This window comes from Bordetella avium (assembly GCF_034424645.1).
In the GTDB taxonomy this organism is placed as follows: domain Bacteria; phylum Pseudomonadota; class Gammaproteobacteria; order Burkholderiales; family Burkholderiaceae_B; genus Bordetella; species Bordetella avium.
Map to the genome: position 1 here is coordinate 3,127,391 of NZ_CP139969.1, position 16,040 is coordinate 3,143,430.

A 16,040-nucleotide genomic window follows, 5' to 3' on the forward strand; every position below is an offset into this window, starting at 1 on the left:
CAGATCTTTCAGGCCTGCCCGCGGTTGCAACGGTCTTGCCCACGCCTGAGCACCACCGGGCTTCCTCCCAGCCGCCGCTTGCACAGCCAATGCGCCAACGCCGAATCCAGATGCGCCGCGTGGCCGGGAAACCAGTCGGCCAAGGCCGCGACCAGCTCGCGGCAAATCCGGGTATTCCCCTGGTCAGCGAGCAGCAGGCGGACATCCTTGACGGATTTCAGCACCGCATCGTGCTCACCGATATGGCAATCTCGAGGCGGAAACGCCGTCTCTTCCATCCAGGCGTTTTCTTGGCCGAAATGCGACGCCAGATGCAGGTGCAATTCGGCTAGCAGCTCGGCCAGACGATCATCGGGCGCCGCCTGCAGGCGGGCAACGATATCCACGAATTCCTCGTGGATATCGTCCATCGGGGCATAGCCCAGTTCGAGGTCGGTATGCCACTCCATCGCCACGCCGCCCTATACCGCGGCCGCGCCGCTACGGCGCTGGCGCAGCAGGTCCAGGGCCACGTCCACAATCATGTCTTCCTGGCCACCCACCATGCGGCGTTTGCCAAGCTCCACCAGGATGTCAACGGTCTTCAGGCCGTACTTGGCCGCTGCGGTTTCCGAGTGGCGCAGGAAGGAGCTGTAGACGCCCGCGTAACCCAGCGCCAGTGTCTCGCGGTCCACCCGCACCGGACGATCCTGCAACGGACGCACGATATCGTCAGCGGCGTCCATCAGCTTGTAGAGATCGGTGCCGTGATTCCAGCCCATGCGTTCGGCGGCGGCGATGAACACTTCGAGCGGCGCATTGCCCGCGCCCGCCCCCATACCCGCCAGGCTGGCGTCCACACGGTCGCAGCCGGATTCCACCGCCACGATGGAATTGGCGACACCCAGGCTCAGATTGTGGTGCGCGTGCATCCCGGTATGGGTCTCGGGCTTGAGCACGTCCTTTAAGGCGCGGAAGCGGTCGCGCACATCCTGCATGCTCAACGCGCCGCCCGAGTCCACGACGTAGCAACACGTCGCACCATAGCTCTCCATGAGCTTTGCCTGCCCGGCCAATGCCTCGGCTGTCGTCATATGGCTCATCATCAGAAAACCGACCGCCTCCATGCCCAGCTCGCGAGCGCACTCGATGTGTTGCCGGGAGATATCGGCCTCGGTACAGTGCGTGGCCACTCGCACCACGCGCACGCCGGCATCGTAGGCCGCCTTCAGATCATGCACCGTGCCGATGCCGGGCAGCAGTAGCGTGGCGATCTTGGCGTGCTTGACCACGCTGGCCACCGCGTGAATCCATTCAAGATCGGTATGCGCGCCAAACCCATAGTTAAAACTGGACCCCTGCAGGCCGTCGCCATGCGCGACCTCGATGGAATCCACGCGGGCTTCATCCAGGGCCTGGGCAATCCGCCGCGCATCGTTCACGCTGTACTGATGGCGGATCGCGTGGCTACCGTCGCGCAGGGTAACGTCGGAGATATAGATTTTTCTGTTGGCAGTCATATGCGTTCTCATCAGGCAGAGACGGTGGCGTCGGCCAACATGCGTTGGGCCATGTGTTCCGCGGTGCGCAGGGCGGCGCTAGTCATGATGTCCAGGTTGCCGGCATAGGCAGGCAGATAGTGTGCGGCCCCCTCGACCTCCAGGAAGATGGAGGTCTTCAGACCCTTAAGCGCATCGCCCACACCGGGAATGCGTAGGGGGCTGTCGATGCGGTCAAACTGCACTTTTTGTTTAAGGCGATAGCCCGGTACGTAAGCCTGCACCGCGGCAACCATGCGCTCCACCGATTCCGCGATCGCCTCCTCGTCGGCGGGCTGGCTCAGGGTATAGACGGTGTCGCGCATGATGAGCGGCGGCTCGGCGGGATTCATGACGATGATGGCCTTGCCCTTCGTCGCGCCGCCCACTGCCTCGATGGCCTTGGCGGTCGTCTCGGTGAACTCGTCGATGTTCGCGCGTGTGCCGGGACCGGCGCTCTTGCTGGCGATCGATGCGACGATTTCCGCGTAATGCACGCGGGCGACGCGCGACACAGCGGCCACCATGGGAATGGTCGCCTGGCCGCCGCAGGTGACCATATTCACGTTGAGCGCATCCAGGTGCGCGTCGCCATTGACCACCGGAATGCAATAGGGGCCGATCGCTGCAGGCGTGAGGTCGACCAGTCGGATACCCGGCTTGGCCGCGCGCAGCAAGGCGTCGTTCTCCACATGCGCGCCGGCACTGGTCGCATCGAAGACGAAGTCGATATCCGCGAAGACAGGCAGACGGATCAGGCCGGCAACGCCTTCATAAGTGGTCGCGACACCCAGGCGGGCGGCACGCGCCAACCCATCGGACTTGGGGTCGATGCCGACCATGGCCGCCATGTCGATGTGTTTACCGTGGCGCAGAATCTTGATCATCAAGTCCGTGCCGATATTGCCGCTGCCGATGATGGCGGCCTTGAGTCTACGCGTCATAGCGCTTGCCTTCATGAGAAATCAGTTATAGGGCGGCCCGGTGGGCCGAACTGCGGAAAGCTCAGGCGGGAGCGAACTGGGCCCTGACGCATCCGACGCCGGTAATATTGGCTTCAAAGCGATCCCCCGGCGCAACTTGCACCATGGGGCCCAGCGCGCCGGTCAGCACCAGGTCGCCGGCGCGTAAGGGATGACCCAGAAGGGCCAGCTTGCGCGCCAGCCATACCGCCGCGTTCAAGGGATGGCCCAGGCATGCGGCGCCGCCGCCCTGCGAGGCCAGTTCGCCATTGCGGCTCAGGGTCATTTCCACGAGCTTCAGATCCAGGCCGCTCAACGCTACAGGCACGCCTCCCAGGACCACCAGGCCGCTGGAGGCGTTGTCCGCCACGGTGTCTGTAAGGCGGATATCCCAGTTGGCGATCCGGCTTCCCACGATTTCCAGCGCCGGCAGCACGTAGCCGACGGCATCAATCAGTTCTACCAAGGTGGTGTCCGCCCGCTCCAGATCCTTGGCCAGCACCAGGGCGACTTCCGCCTCGATCTTGGGTTGCAGCAGGCGATGCGCGGGAATGGGTTCGTCGTCGCCGTACAGCATGTCGGCATACAACACACCGAAATCGGGCTGGTCCACACCCAACTGCTTTTGGACGGCAGGCGACGTCAGGCCAATCTTGCGGCCGACGATACGCCTGCCCTGAGCAAGGGCGAACGCCACATTGGCCTGCTGGATGGCGTAGGCCAGGCTTTCCCCATCGCGATCGCCGAGCTCAGCTAAACAGCTTCGCAGCGGCGCAATGGGTGCGCGCTCCTGTTCCGCCTGACGCAGACGCGCGGCCAGTTCTTGCACTAGTTTTGCACTCACTTTTTCATCCCAGTCGTTGGGTCCAGCTTGGCGGCCGGACGGAAGTTCAGCTTTACCACTGCGGCAGACCGTCCTGGCACGCAATGCATTCTCAAATCAATGCCGCCACGCTTCAACGCGGCTGGCCGCAACGCAGCTATTCGGATTTCGCATAGCCCGACCGCTACCGCGCTGCCGGCTAGGGGTAGATGTCGAGCAGCGCCTCCCGGACGACCTGCGCGGCGGTCACAGACAATTGGCTGCGAGGCTGCCTTGCCGGCGAAATCATGCTGACGGTGGCCTCCACATGGGGATTCACGATTTTTCTCCAGGACAGTTGCGGCAAGCTTCGCAGCTTGCGCAGGCTGCCAGGCATGATGGAATAGCCCCCGCCTGCGGCGACGATCTCCGTAGTCGAAGCGGTGGAATCGATCTCCAGATCGACCCGCAAACGCAGGCCCAGTCGAGCGGCGGCAGTCTCCAGCGCCGGCCTCGTCCACTGGCTGCTGTGGGGCAGGATCAGCGGTAGGTTGACCAGTTCCGAAAGTTCGATGTCAGGACTGCCGGGCAGCGCCGCCGGCGGGCCGACCAGGTACAGTTGCTCGGTCGCGAGTGGCTCGATGTCCAGGTGGGATGAGCCTGCGGGACTGAGTACTGCGGCGAAATCGATCTGGCCCAGCAGCACCTTTTCGTAGAGCGCCCCGGAAAGACCTTCGGTCAACCTAACCGAAGCCCTGGGGAATCGCTCTTTCAGCAAGGGGGCCAGCGTCGGGATGAGCAGGCGGCCTATGCTGGGCGTCAGGCCGACGATCAGGCTGCCCGTGTAGACCGCGTCACTGTCGCGCACCGACGCCACCGCCGCGTCCACCGTGTGGATAACCGAACGGGCGTAGTCGATGAATTTTCCGCCCCGCTCGGTTAGCCGAACACCTCGACCATGCCGATGGAAAAGGCTGGCGCGAAGCTCCAGCTCCAGTGTGCGCACCTGCCTGCTCAGCGTGGGCTGCGGCACATTCATCAGGTCGGATGCCCTGATGTAGCTTCCCGCTTCTGCCACTGCCACGAAACTGCGTAATTGAGAGATTTCCATAGCAGTGCAAGAGATCAGAGTGGATAAGGCGCGACGCGGCGCGTGCTGAATGGATAGGCAGGAAGGCGGGCTAGCGTTCCGGAATGCCGGCGATCGCCGATTCGACATCGGACGCAGCGATCCTGAGCCGTTCCACGAGATTTCCGATCTGCGCGCCGGTCAGGCCGGCAGGCAGATCGCTGATCCGCAGAATGAACAGGGTTGCGCCGCTGGAACGTCTTACCGGAAACGACAGATGCAGCACGTCGTAGGCTTCATCTTCCGCGATGTCTTCGGGCTCGTGCCTGTCGAACATGGCGTTCACCGTGGAATAGAAGCGCCGCTCCTGCTCTGGTGTCCTGTGCGTGCAGGAATACAGGTCGATCGCCAAGTCCAGCTCTTGCGGCGAGAGTCCGCCCAATAGAGAAATAGACCAGCCCCGGCGGCTTACCCGAGCCAATTGCTCCCTGGCCTTAGCGGCCGCCTCGGCGCTGCCCTTGCCAAGACGGCCCAGCCAGGCGTCTTCAGACATGCCGCCCGCGCCGCCCACGAACAGCGCGCCTAGCGGCGGCACGAGCGGCGCCCGGGTGCCCAGACGGCTCTGCCCTTGCGGCGATCCTGGCCTATCGGCCACCGCGACATAGATCGATTCGGCGCCGGCCGAAGCAATGAGGCTGCAACCCACGTCCAATTCTGCGGCCAGGGCGTCCATTTGTACCCTGGCCGCCTCCGCCAGCCGCACCTGCCACAACACCTCGCGCTCATTGACCGGGACGAGCGAGCCGGAGGAAAAGCGGCCATATCCGCGCTGGAAAAACAGCAGGGGCAGCGCATCGCGTTCCAGCCCCATGGCCTGCACCGCACCCAGCACGATGTCGTGGTCGCCAGCGTCCACAACGTTGTGGAAATCGCAGTCGATCCAGGCCACCACACCATCAATGACAGGATTGCCTGCTGGGCTCTTGCGCCATGCAATGCCCGCGAACTTATCGTGGACCGAGGTGGCCAGGACACGGCAGACCGCCTCCTGGTCGGCGGCGAGGATATTGACGCAGAAGCGTTTGGAAGCATCGCGCAGGCTGTTGAAGGTGCGCGAGCTCTTCATCGGCAGAAACGCGACCAGGGGCGGCTCCAACGATACCGACGTGAACGTGCCCACCACCATTCCCAGCGGCTGCCCTGCAGCATCCAGCCCCGTGACGACCGCTACCCCGGTCGGATAGCTTCCCAACAATGCGCGGAAGCGCTCGATATCGATGTATCCCTGTTCCATTGCCGTCTCAGATGATGACCCCCGCCGGAGCGGCGATTCCATACAAGGACCCGGCGAAAGCCGCATAGACCGGCTCTTCCACGTTACACGCGTGGCCCAGCGCGACGGACAGGTCGCGCCACTGCCGCTGGATGGGATTAGAGAGCCGGGTCGCATTACCACCGGCATTCTTAAAGACACTGGCCGCTGCCGCCGCCGCACGATGAACGGACCGCACCTGGTGCACGCGCGCCCGGGCCTGCATTGCGCTGCTGACACGCTCGCCGCGCGACACGACATCGTAGGCGTCTGTGATGTCCGACAATATCTGCAAGCGCGCCGCATCGATGTCCGCAATCGCAGCGCCCAACGACGACATGTGGTACGGATTCTGCGTCGCCTTCACGCCCATCCGCGAAACACGGTCGCGCGAATACTCGGAGAAATGCCGCACGACGCCATCGGCGATGCCAATCGTGGCGGCTGCGATGGCGCACGGAAACAGCAGATCGAAAGGGACTTGGTAAAGTGCCGAGCCAGGCCGGTACTTGGACGCGTACTCGCGGGCGTTGAGCAGGCCAACTTCCAGCGTCCGGTAATCCGGCACGAAAGCCTCCTTCACCACAACATCCTTGCTGCCCGTGCCGGCCAGCCCCATGACTTTCCAAGAATCCTGCAGGATCTCGTACTCGGCCCGCGGCAGGATGAAGTGGTATAGCTCGGTAAATTCGTTTGCCGGCCCATTCTTCTTTTCGGCGCGGCCGCCCAGCACCACCCACTGGCAATGATCGGTGCCCGAAGAAAAGGGCCATTGGCCGCTGAGCATAAAGCCGCCCTCGACCCGCCTTGCACGTCCGATGAAGGCATACGGCGAGGCGATCCAGGTATCCCTGTCCGCGCCCCAAACTTCTTCCTGCAAGCGAGGAGAGGTCTGGGCGAATTCGAACGGGTGCACGCCCACCACGCCGCTCACCCATCCAATGGAGGGCGCGCGCGCCGCCAATTCCAGCAGCACCTCCATGAACTCACGCGGATGCGCCTCGTCACCGCCGTAGTCTTTTGGTTGCAGCATGCGTATCACGCCCGCCTCGCGCAGCAACCGCGCCGCTTCATCCGTAATCGAGCCGCAGCGCTCGCTTTGATCGACTTCCTTGGCGACAGCTTCGCCAAGACCCTGAAGACCTTGAACAACCGGGTGCATGGTCAGACTCCTAATGGGTTATGCATAGGGATATATTTTTTGGGGTCCCTGCCTGCTCGAGAGCCTCAGCTCCGCGAAGCGGGCGGATCGATGAAGAGAAAGGGAGACAATTCCTTATGCTGGTGGCGATGCCCCCAGGTACTCGTGCGGTCGTAGTAGCGCGGCACCCACAGGTCCTCAACCTCCAGCCCCCCCCATCCGTACTCGATACGAAAGTCCGAGGGCGAGTGCAGATAGAAGGAAGTCATCCTGTCGTTTGTGTGGCAGCCCAGGGTCCGTGTAATCGGCACGCTGCGCGCTTCGCACAGATCCAGCGCAGTGCCGACATCTTCCAGCGTGTTCACCTCCAGCATCAGATGCAGGAAGGCTGCGCTCTGGTTCGGAGAGCGCGCGATCGCCAGCGAATGGTGACGGCCGTTGATATGGTAGAAATGCGCATGGATCGGGCCATCGATCACCGTGTCCGAGGGGTGAAAGCCTAGAACCTCGCGATAAAAGCGATCCGCCTCGTCTAAGTCCGGCACGGCGAACACCACATGGCCCAAGCCCTGATCTCCCGTGCGAAAGCCGCTCATCGCGCGCCCGGGCCGGAACGCCGTCCGGGCGCGCATCTGCCCCCAGGCCAATTCGTGCCGGATGCCCGCCGGATCGACAAACCAGTAAAAGCCCAATACCTGGCGCAGGGCGGCCTCTTCCTGCGAGGCCCGCGCGACGGCAATGCCATGATCGATCAAGCGCTGCACGATAGACCCGGCGCCGTCTTCGCCCGATGTCTCCCAGCCGATATAGGCAACGGCATTCCTGTCGCCGGGATGAATCGCCATGCGATAGGCCATCTCATCGAACCGAAGACGTACCGCCCCGTCTGGCCCGGGATCGACACGCTCGGCGCCCAACACCTGGGGGCCAAACGTGTCCCAGTCCGCATGAGCAGGCGAGGTGGCGCCGAAATATGCAAGCGAGGTAATCAATCCTGCCTCCCATCGGTCATTATTGACTTATTAATCTAGAATTTAAATTCTATTAACGGCGACAGACAGCGGCGATAAACGTCGGAGCCGAACCTGCCCCGACCGATATCGCTTTATCTACCTGACATGTGAAAAAGCGCCGCCGACAGCGCGTGACTCGCGATCAATGTTCCAGAATGAACGACGCGACGTTCCGATTGAACTCATCCGCATGCTCCAACTGCACCCAGTGGCCGCAGCGGGGAATGAGCAACATGCGCGCATCGGGGATCTGGCGGATCAGATGCAGAGCCGCCGTATAGGGCACCGTCCGGTCGTCGCGCCCGTGGATCAACAGCGTCGGCGCCTTGATGTCGGCCAGACGTGCTTGGTCGATCTTGACCATGGGCTTGCCATGCCCGCTGATCCAGCCTTCGATATGATCAGGACGCGAATTCAGGATGCTCACGCGCTCCTGCACGAACTCATCCGTCACATGACGCGTGTCGAAAGCCATCGTGGCGATGAACTTGCGCATCGATTCCGGACCCGGGTGAAAGTATGCCGCCTCCAGGGCTTTAACGCCTTCGCTCAAGCCGGCCGGATCGAAGATGCTAGGCACACCCGCAGAGGAACCCAGTGTGACAAGATGCGAGATAAGCTCCGGACGCTCGTAGGCTAGGCGTATGCAGGACGACCCGCCCATCGAATTGCCGACCAGAGCGACCTTTCCAAGGCCTAACGCTTCGATGAACTCCGCCAGCGCCCCGCTGTTGTCGCGCTGGTCGTATTTGACCGACTGCGACTTTCCCCAGCCCGGCAGATCGACAGCAAAAACGCGGAACTTTTCCGAGAGATAGGGGATGTTCGTGTGAAAGTTACTCCACCCGGACGCGCCCGGGCCGCCACCATGCACAAGAATCAGCGGAGCGCCCTGGCCCGCCTCGTGATAGTGGATATCCCAGCTTTTGGTCTTGATGCGCTTGCTGGTGCCCTCTTCCGTCAAAGCTCTCATTTGTGTCCTCCGGTTGGCTGCGCTATCGCGAACGTTGTCGCACGCCGCTGTTATGACTTGGCACGACTCAATCTGCCGTCGATGCACGTTGCGCTACATCATCGTGCAATGGGATGACTATATTAGAATTTGCGTTCTAGAGTTAATAATCGACAACCCTAATACAAGGGCATGCAGCCGCCCCAGCTCGAGGGCAAGTCTTCCAGGGTGGATGTGCGTTTTACAACCGCGTGGCTCTCGAATCTCCCGCTAAATAGCCTGCCCCTCCCCAAGATTTGGAGGGGTAGCCAAGTGTTGCGGAGCCGTTCATAACGAAGTACGCCTAGCAATTCGAGCTCGATGCTGTTCGCAGTGCCGGGCTAGCCAAGCAGTTCAATCAAGGCCATGCCGGGTTTAAGCAGGCAGTGCTTGTGCGGATTGTGATGGCCTGTCTGATCTCGGCGGCATCGCGTAATCCTCCTCACGCCAGCAATATCGATGCCCACGTGATGCGGCGGAAGTCGGCTGCGCAGCATGAACGCTAGACAGACCGTCCCCGCCGCACCAATGAAAAGGCTTGAGCCTGGTTCAGCGCCGGACCCAGGACTTCGGCCCTTGGCGTTTCACTGTCCAAGCGCTTGAAGGCAGCTCAGCCCCCGACGCCGGCAACAAGCACACGGCGAGGGAGTCAAAAACCTCCTGATTCGTGACAACGGCGGAGGCTAAGCCACTGTCAGCAACGGTCCTTCGTATACACCGCGAATTCCCGCAATTGCGCCTCGCTTTTTTCGACCTCGCTCAAATTGGCCTGCCCCCCTCTGGCCACCAGCAGGCCGACCAAGGCCTGCGCAACCGCCAGCGCCGGCACCACCGAGGGAAACAGCGACGGGGTGGCGTTGGCCACCAGAATAACGGCAGAGGCTGGCGCAGCGATGGGCGACACCACGCTGTCGGTGACGCTGACGATCCTAAGCCCCCGGGCATGGGCGAAGCGCACTGCCGACACGGCATCGCGGGCGTAAGGGTCGTAACTGAACATCAGCAAGGCGTCGTCCGGCCCAGCATGGCGCAGGTCATCGGCAAACGTGCCCGCGATACCGCTGAGCAGCACGGTGTCCTGCCTGAACATGCCGCAGGCATAGTTGAAATAAAAAGCGGCCGGAAACAGGCTGCGCAGTCCGCCCACGTAGATACGACGCGCCTGCGCCAGAATCTCGCTGGCGGCGCTGATCGCCTCCAGCGCCGCCGGCTCGAGCAGCGCGGCCAGGTTGCCGCTATCCGCAAGCACCAGTTCCCGCGCTAGACTCCCCGCCTTGTCGGAGCGGGATTGCAAGGCGGTCGCGCGCTCGGCGAACGAGCCGGCGCTGCGGGCGAGCCATTCACGGTACACGGTGCGCAAGGCCTCATAGCCCTCGAAACCCAGTTGACGGGCAAGGCGGTGCATTGCACTGGCCTGCACGCCCGCCTTGGCCGCCGTCGCACGCATCGACTGCAGGGCAATAGACTTGGGATTATCGATGGCGTAACGCGCAGCACGCTGCAAGGCAGGCGGCAATTCGCCGTACTGCGCTTCTATCCGCTTGTCTACCATGCGCTTGTCCATCGATGCTCCTTGTTCGCAGGACGCCTATTTTACGGATAGGCCTGCGATGACCGTATCCAGGGCTTGCGCAAGACCCTCGACCGCAAAATCCAGCTCGCCGGTGGACGCCGTATAAGGCGGCGCCAATAAAACATGATCGCCGCGCTCGCCGTCTATCGTGCCGCCGCCCGGATAGCACAGCAAACCGAGGGCTTGCGCCGCGAGCTTGATGCGGGCATGCACCTGCAAGGCGGCGTCAAAGGGCTCGTCGGGAGCGCGCCGCGCAACCAGCTCAATCGCCTGAAACAGGCCGCGCCCGCGGATATCGCCCACATGCGGGTGTCCGCCGAACTGCGCCTGAAGCCTGGTGTGTAGATAGTCGCCCAGCCGCGCCGACTGTGCCACCAGCCCGTCCCGCGCAACAATACGCTGCACCGCCAAGGCGCCAGCGCAGGCCACAGGATGACCGACATAGGTATGGCCGTGCTGAAATGCGCCAGACCCCGCGACAATCGTCTCGACCACCCTGTCCTGAGCCAGCACTGCGGCAATCGGCTGATAGCCCCCGCCCAGGCCTTTGGCCAGGCACAGCAAATCCGGAACCACCCCTTCCGCCTCGAAGGCGTGATAGGTGCCGGTGCGCCCCATCCCCGACATCACTTCGTCCAGAATCAACAGCACGCCATAACGGTCGCAAACGCGCCGGATCTTGGCGAAATAGCCGGGCACCGCGCAAACCGCGCCCGCGGTGGCCCCCACCACGGTTTCGGCGATAAACGCGCTGACCGTCTCCGGCCCCAGCTCGAGTATGCGCTGCTCGAGTTCGGCGGCCAGACGGTCACCGTAGGTATGGTCGTCCTCGCCCGGCATGCGGTAATGGCGGGCGAAACATGCCGACACGTGGCTACTCTGCGGCAACAGCGGCTGGTAGAGCGCGCGGCGTCCGCGATGGCCACCGATAGCCAAGGCGCCCAATGTGTTGCCGTGATAGCTCTGCAAACGGGCGATCGTGTGGCGCCGCTCCCGCTGCCCCCGCTCCACATGGTATTGACGCGCCATCTTCAGCGCCGTCTCGACCGCTTCGGAACCGCTAGAAAGAAAATACACGTTGCCCAGCGAGGCCGGCGATTCGCGCGCAAGCAGCTCGGCGAGCGCTTCGGCCGGCTCAGAACTGAAAAAACCGGTATGCGCGTACTCCAAATTGCGAATCTGCTCAATAACCGCCTCGATCACTTCCGCATGGCCATGCCCTAGGCAGGAAACGGCGGCGCCGCCCGAACCGTCGAAATAGCGCTTGCCTTGGGCGTCGATCAGAAAACTGCCCTGGCCGCGCACGGCCAAACTGGGCGGTTTGCGCGGGTTGCGATGAAAGATATGCGTCATGACGGAGCCTGTTGACAAGGTTCAAAAATAGATCATATGATCCATCATAATATTTTTTAAATCAATTGATCCAATCTCGCAGCCGTGCTGCTCGGACGACAGGGGCGCCTCATGAATAGATTGCCGAACCGCATTTGGGGGGCCGCCCTCCTGACAGCCAGCCTATGGACTGCGGCGCCTGCCACAGTCCGCGCCGACACCGCATGGCCTGCCTCTCCCATCAAGCTGGTCGTGCCTTTCGCGGCGGGCGGCACGACCGACCTGTTGGCGCGGCTGGTGGCGGAAGGATTGGGCAAGACCCTGAACCAAACTGTCATTGTGCAAAACAAGCCAGGCGCGGGAGGCAATATCGGGGCTGCCGAGGTGGCCCGGGCGACGCCTGACGGCTACACGCTGCTGATGGGAACGCCGGGCCCGCTGGCGATCAACCCCTATGTCTACCCGAAGATGGCCTTTGACCCGGCGCGTGATTTCGCTGCGGTGTCATACGTGGCCGACGTACCCAATGTCATCCTGACCAGTCCGGCCAGCGGCATGAAAAACATTGACGATGTCCTGGCGCGCGCCCGGCAACAGCCCGGCAGCTTGAACTGGGGGTCGCCGGGCGTCGGCAGCACCGGCCATATTGCACTGGAGTTGCTCAAAAAACTCGGCAAGGTAGAGCTTGCCCATGTGCCCTATAAGGGAGCGTCGCAGGCCTCGGCGGATCTGCTTGCGGGCCATATCGATTTGGCCGGAGACAATGTGCCTTCGGCGCTGGAGCAGATACGCGCAGGCAATCTTGTGGCGCTTGGCGTGGCCAGCGACAAGCCGCTCGACGTGCTGCCGGGTGTGGCGCCGGTCAGCGCCACGGTGCCCGGCTACCTCTTGCCCTCCTGGTTCGTCATCGTGGCGCCCGCCGGCACGCCGGCGCCCGTGATAGACAAAATCTCGGCCGCCATCGATGCGTTCGAAACGCAAGCGGCGACCCGCGAAAAATTCCGAGCCTTGGGGGCCGTGCCGATAGGCGGGAATGCGGCCCGGCTGGCAGACCACCTGAAATCCGAGCAGGCGCGCTACGGCGAACTCCTCAAAGACATCAAGGCAACACCCCAATGACCCGGCGCAAACGACTGGCCGTTGCGCGATTCTGGTTCGAGGGCAACGCCTTCTGTCCCGAGCCGGCAAGCCTGGCGCGGTTTCAGGAATACGAATGGCAGAAGGGCGAAACCGTGCTTGCCACCATGCGGGGCACGGCTTCGGAACTCGGTGCGGTGGCGCGCTTTGCCGAACACCATCCCGACTGGCAAGTCGTCGTGCTACGCTGCGCGGCGGCCCTACCCGCAGGCCCGGTCCCCGACACCCTGTTCGACCACTTCCTGCACGAGGTCATCGAGGGGCTTCGCGCAGGCATGGCCGAAGGCGGCTGGGACGCGGTCTATCTGTCATTGCACGGCGCCGCCATCACCCAGAAGCGGGAAACCCCGGAGCTGGAATTCGCGCGCGCGGTGCGGACGCTGCTGCCCGATGTGCCGCTGGGCGCAAGTTTCGATCTGCATGGCAATCTGCCCGCCGAATGGGCGCAGATCCTGGACATCGCCTCCGCCTACCGCAGCCACCCTCACGTGGATATGGAAGAAACGGCCGCGCGCGTGCTTGACGGCTTAGTGCGTTGCGCGACGACAGGATTGCGCACCCGGTGCGTGGTGCTCAACGAAGGCGTCATCTTGCCCAGCATCAATATGCGCACGGCGCCGGGCGGGCCCATGTACCAACTGGAACAGATCGCCCGTGACGCAACAGTGCCCCCCGTGATCGAAGTCGCGCTCTTTGGCGGTTTCCCGTACGCGGACACCGCCGCCACCGGCGCCGCCGTCCTCGTCATCAGCGACAAAGACAGCGACCCCGACGGCGCCTGCGCGCATCGCGCTGCTCGCCAGGTCATGGCTCATGTCCATGCCCTGGCTGCTGAATTCCGCGTCTCGCTCCCCACGCCCGAGGAGGCGGTGGCTCGGGCTTTGGCCAGTCCGCTGCCGGGCCTGATCGCAGTGACGGATTCTGGCGACAACCCGCTATCGGGCGGCAGCTGCGATACGCCGGGGCTGTTTGCCGCCTTGATCGCCGCGCGGGCGGCCGTCCCGACACTGTTCGCCAGCTTCGCCGATGCGTCGGCAGTACAGGCGGCGCGCGAGGCTGGCGTGGGCGGGACGATCACCCGGCAACTGGGCGCGCGTCACGGCGCGCAATTCGGCCGCGGCGTGACGGTGCATGCAGAGGTCGAGCGCCTGACCGACGGCGCCTTCATCAACCACGGCCCCATGCACGCCGGCTTGGCCCGCTCCTGCGGCGCAACCGCCTTGCTGCGCCTGACCGCGCTTCCCGATGTACGGATCATCGTGACCGAGCGCGTGGTGGCGGCCGACGACCCCGCCTTCTATGCCTTGCACGGCATAGAACCGGCGCAATTACGCCTGCTGTGCGTGAAAGCCAAGAACCATTTTCGCGCCGCCTTTGCGCAGCGCTGCGCAGAAATACTGGACTGCGACGCACCCGGACCGGCGTCCCAGGACCTGTCACAACTCCCGTTCAAGCACCGGCACATCATTGCGCAATACTGAACAAGCCAGCACGGGCTTTCCGGAACCACCCCGATCAAAATCTGGCCCTCCGCAATGTCAGCGTTTCGACGACTCGCCTCCGCACTCGAGGCTTTGCTATCCGGGCCATCGGCAAGCGCAGAACAGGAAGCGCTCCGCACAACGCGGCCCCTCAGCCTTGCCACCCTTGCCTGAGGCCTGAATCGCTCGGCATAAAGGTTCCCCGCCCTCCGGCAATGATGCGCGCCTCGCGGATCAAATGGATTTTTGCTCCATCCGCTGCGACAGCGCGGCAGCGGTCTCTTTGCGTTCGCTGTAGCGATCCAAGAGGTACGGCGATACATCGCGCGTCAGCAAGGTGAATTTCATCAACTCCTCGACCACATCGACGATACGGTCATAGTACGGCGATGGCCTCATGCGGCCTGCATCATCGAACTCCTGGTAGGCTTTGGCCACCGAAGACTGGTTGGGAATCGTCAGCATACGCATCCAGCGTCCCAGAACGCGCATCTGATTCACAGCGTTGAATGATTGCGACCCGCCCGACACCTGCATAACGGCTAGCGTCTTACCCTGGGTCGGACGTAGCGCCCCCACGGAGAGAGGGATCCAGTCGATCTGCGTCTTCATCAAGCCGCTCATCGCACCATGGCGTTCCGGCGAACTCCAGACCATCCCTTCCGCCCACTGAACCAGCCCATGCAGCTCACGGACCTTAGGATGATCCTCGCTGGCGTCATCAACCAGGGGTAGGCCAGAAGGATGGAAGAACCGCGTCTCGCCGCCCAGAGCCTGTAAAAGCCGGGCGGCCTCCTCGGCGACCAAACGGCTGTAGGAGCGCTCGCGCAGCGAACCGTATAGCAGCAGAAAACGCGGAGCATGTGTCGCCCGTTGAGGCGAGAATAACTCGGTGGCGCTTGGCTTCTCGAAGCACGACGGATCGAGGTTGGGCAGATTGCCGAGGCCCTTAGACACGATTTCCCTCCGCATCGACGAGCGGCTCGCCATCCTCTTTATTGAAAGCGCCGCGCTGACCTTGGGGCAGAATGTCTAGCACCTGCTCTGATGGACGGCATAAACGCGTACCCAATGGGGTGACGACAATGGGACGATTGATCAAGATGGGATGCTGGATCATAAAGTCGATCAGTTCTTGATCCGTCCACTTCGGGTCGGAGAGTCTCAGATCGTCGTAAGGCGTACCCTTTTTTCTGAGCACTTCTCGCACCGAAACCCCCATGGCCGCGATAAGCGATTTCAGCGTGGCAGCGGCGGGAGGCGTATTCAGATACTCGATGATGGTGGGGTCTTCGCCGCTATTGCGGATCAGCCCAAGCACATTGCGGGAAGTGCCGCATGCGGGGTTGTGATAAATGGTGATGGGACTCATAAAACCTCTGTTAATGCAAGACCGAAATATCAATAGACCAACGCCCGCGCAGTCATCAAGCGCCGGCTGCCAGGCCCAGGGGAACGCCCCCCCTCACGGCGGCAGTCGCAGCAGGAGGCTTGACCCGGATCGTTCGTCGCCAGCTTGGCCGCTGTTACTCTGGGCTTCAGAGCGCTCAGCGCCTGCGCACTCTCGGTTTGGCGACGCAAGACCGCGGCGTCACCGCGCGTAAGCATGGCGGCACGCACAGGAGGGGCTGCACGCCTGCGCAGCGTCGGACTCAACACGGGCCGGCTCCTGAGCAAGAAACGGGCAACTGCAGCCGATGGGCTTAGGCA

General features: G+C 62.9%; 15 protein-coding genes. 2 read left to right on the plus strand and 13 right to left on the minus strand.

Annotated elements, in window-relative coordinates:
• Window positions 1-8 precede the first annotated feature (8 nt).
• The 11 genes from U0029_RS14450 to U0029_RS14500 all read right to left on the minus strand — a co-directional run bounded on the left by U0029_RS14450 (window position 9) and on the right by U0029_RS14500 (window position 11,733).
• Complete coding sequence (locus U0029_RS14450) at window positions 9-449, minus strand: hemerythrin domain-containing protein (protein ID WP_039051515.1); 441 nt, start codon at window positions 447-449, stop codon at window positions 9-11.
• Window positions 450-461: 12 nt separating this feature from the next.
• Window positions 462-1,499 carry a 4-hydroxy-2-oxovalerate aldolase gene (gene dmpG, locus U0029_RS14455; RefSeq protein ID WP_114852732.1) on the minus strand — a complete coding sequence of 346 codons (1,038 nt, stop codon included), beginning with the start codon at window positions 1,497-1,499 and terminating at the stop codon, window positions 462-464.
• An 11-nt stretch (window positions 1,500-1,510) separates the two neighbouring features.
• Window positions 1,511-2,461: an acetaldehyde dehydrogenase (acetylating) gene (locus tag U0029_RS14460; RefSeq protein ID WP_012416294.1), complete on the minus strand. Its 951-nt coding sequence runs from the start codon at window positions 2,459-2,461 to the stop codon at window positions 1,511-1,513.
• A 61-nt stretch (window positions 2,462-2,522) separates the two neighbouring features.
• On the minus strand, window positions 2,523-3,323 hold the full coding sequence (gene mhpD / locus U0029_RS14465) for a 2-keto-4-pentenoate hydratase (RefSeq protein WP_114852731.1): 801 nt from the start codon (window positions 3,321-3,323) through the stop codon (window positions 2,523-2,525).
• A gap of 178 nt (window positions 3,324-3,501) precedes the next feature.
• A complete protein-coding gene (locus tag U0029_RS14470) occupies window positions 3,502-4,392 on the minus strand; it encodes a LysR family transcriptional regulator (protein WP_012416292.1) in 891 nt (296 codons plus the stop codon).
• 70 nt (window positions 4,393-4,462) lie between these two features.
• Window positions 4,463-5,644, minus strand: coding sequence for a flavin reductase family protein (locus tag U0029_RS14475; RefSeq protein ID WP_114852730.1), 1,182 nt, complete (start codon window positions 5,642-5,644; stop codon window positions 4,463-4,465).
• A gap of 7 nt (window positions 5,645-5,651) precedes the next feature.
• Window positions 5,652-6,824 (minus strand): acyl-CoA dehydrogenase family protein, encoded by a 1,173-nt coding sequence (locus U0029_RS14480; RefSeq protein ID WP_012416290.1) that lies wholly within the window; start codon window positions 6,822-6,824, stop codon window positions 5,652-5,654.
• Window positions 6,825-6,889: 65 nt separating this feature from the next.
• Complete coding sequence (locus U0029_RS14485; protein WP_114852729.1) at window positions 6,890-7,795, minus strand: VOC family protein; 906 nt, start codon at window positions 7,793-7,795, stop codon at window positions 6,890-6,892.
• Window positions 7,796-7,958: 163 nt separating this feature from the next.
• Window positions 7,959-8,789 (minus strand): alpha/beta fold hydrolase, encoded by an 831-nt coding sequence (locus tag U0029_RS14490; protein ID WP_012416288.1) that lies wholly within the window; start codon window positions 8,787-8,789, stop codon window positions 7,959-7,961.
• 712 nt (window positions 8,790-9,501) lie between these two features.
• Window positions 9,502-10,371, minus strand: a complete 870-nt coding sequence (locus U0029_RS14495) for a MurR/RpiR family transcriptional regulator (protein WP_114852728.1) — start codon at window positions 10,369-10,371, stop codon at window positions 9,502-9,504.
• A 24-nt stretch (window positions 10,372-10,395) separates the two neighbouring features.
• On the minus strand, window positions 10,396-11,733 hold the full coding sequence (locus U0029_RS14500) for an aspartate aminotransferase family protein (RefSeq protein ID WP_039051518.1): 1,338 nt from the start codon (window positions 11,731-11,733) through the stop codon (window positions 10,396-10,398).
• Window positions 11,734-11,844: 111 nt separating this feature from the next.
• On the opposite strand from U0029_RS14500, the gene U0029_RS14505 reads away from it, so the two are divergent.
• A complete protein-coding gene (locus U0029_RS14505; RefSeq protein WP_114852727.1) occupies window positions 11,845-12,831 on the plus strand; it encodes a Bug family tripartite tricarboxylate transporter substrate binding protein in 987 nt (328 codons plus the stop codon).
• Window positions 12,828-14,330: a M81 family metallopeptidase gene (locus U0029_RS14510; protein WP_114852726.1), complete on the plus strand. Its 1,503-nt coding sequence runs from the start codon at window positions 12,828-12,830 to the stop codon at window positions 14,328-14,330. The genes U0029_RS14505 and U0029_RS14510 overlap by 4 nt, the downstream gene beginning before the upstream one ends.
• Window positions 14,331-14,564: 234 nt before the next feature.
• Here U0029_RS14510 and arsH read toward each other — a convergent pair whose 3' ends face one another.
• Entirely contained in the window at window positions 14,565-15,302 is a 738-nt protein-coding gene (gene arsH, locus U0029_RS14515) for an arsenical resistance protein ArsH (protein ID WP_169507401.1), read from the minus strand.
• Window positions 15,280-15,702, minus strand: coding sequence for an arsenate reductase (glutaredoxin) (arsC, locus tag U0029_RS14520; RefSeq protein WP_012416281.1), 423 nt, complete (start codon window positions 15,700-15,702; stop codon window positions 15,280-15,282). The genes arsH and arsC overlap by 23 nt, the downstream gene beginning before the upstream one ends.
• Between the last annotated feature and the right edge of the window lie 338 nt (window positions 15,703-16,040).

What these genes read in the sequence shown, in the direction of transcription:
- U0029_RS14470 (WP_012416292.1), bottom strand. Translation starts at nt 4,392, where the DNA reads ATGGAAATCTCTCAATTACGCAGTTTCGTGGCAGTGGCAGAAGCGGGA.
- U0029_RS14500 (WP_039051518.1), bottom strand. Translation starts at nt 11,733, where the DNA reads ATGACGCATATCTTTCATCGCAACCCGCGCAAACCGCCCAGTTTGGCC.
- dmpG (WP_114852732.1), bottom strand. Translation starts at nt 1,499, where the DNA reads ATGACTGCCAACAGAAAAATCTATATCTCCGACGTTACCCTGCGCGAC.
- U0029_RS14480 (WP_012416290.1), bottom strand. Translation starts at nt 6,824, where the DNA reads ATGCACCCGGTTGTTCAAGGTCTTCAGGGTCTTGGCGAAGCTGTCGCC.
- U0029_RS14495 (WP_114852728.1), bottom strand. Translation starts at nt 10,371, where the DNA reads ATGGACAAGCGCATGGTAGACAAGCGGATAGAAGCGCAGTACGGCGAA.
- U0029_RS14475 (WP_114852730.1), bottom strand. Translation starts at nt 5,644, where the DNA reads ATGGAACAGGGATACATCGATATCGAGCGCTTCCGCGCATTGTTGGGA.
- U0029_RS14510 (WP_114852726.1), top strand. Translation starts at nt 12,828, where the DNA reads ATGACCCGGCGCAAACGACTGGCCGTTGCGCGATTCTGGTTCGAGGGC.
- U0029_RS14450 (WP_039051515.1), bottom strand. Translation starts at nt 449, where the DNA reads ATGGAGTGGCATACCGACCTCGAACTGGGCTATGCCCCGATGGACGAT.
- arsC (WP_012416281.1), bottom strand. Translation starts at nt 15,702, where the DNA reads ATGAGTCCCATCACCATTTATCACAACCCCGCATGCGGCACTTCCCGC.
- arsH (WP_169507401.1), bottom strand. Translation starts at nt 15,302, where the DNA reads ATGCGGAGGGAAATCGTGTCTAAGGGCCTCGGCAATCTGCCCAACCTC.
- U0029_RS14460 (WP_012416294.1), bottom strand. Translation starts at nt 2,461, where the DNA reads ATGACGCGTAGACTCAAGGCCGCCATCATCGGCAGCGGCAATATCGGC.
- U0029_RS14505 (WP_114852727.1), top strand. Translation starts at nt 11,845, where the DNA reads ATGAATAGATTGCCGAACCGCATTTGGGGGGCCGCCCTCCTGACAGCC.
- U0029_RS14490 (WP_012416288.1), bottom strand. Translation starts at nt 8,789, where the DNA reads ATGAGAGCTTTGACGGAAGAGGGCACCAGCAAGCGCATCAAGACCAAA.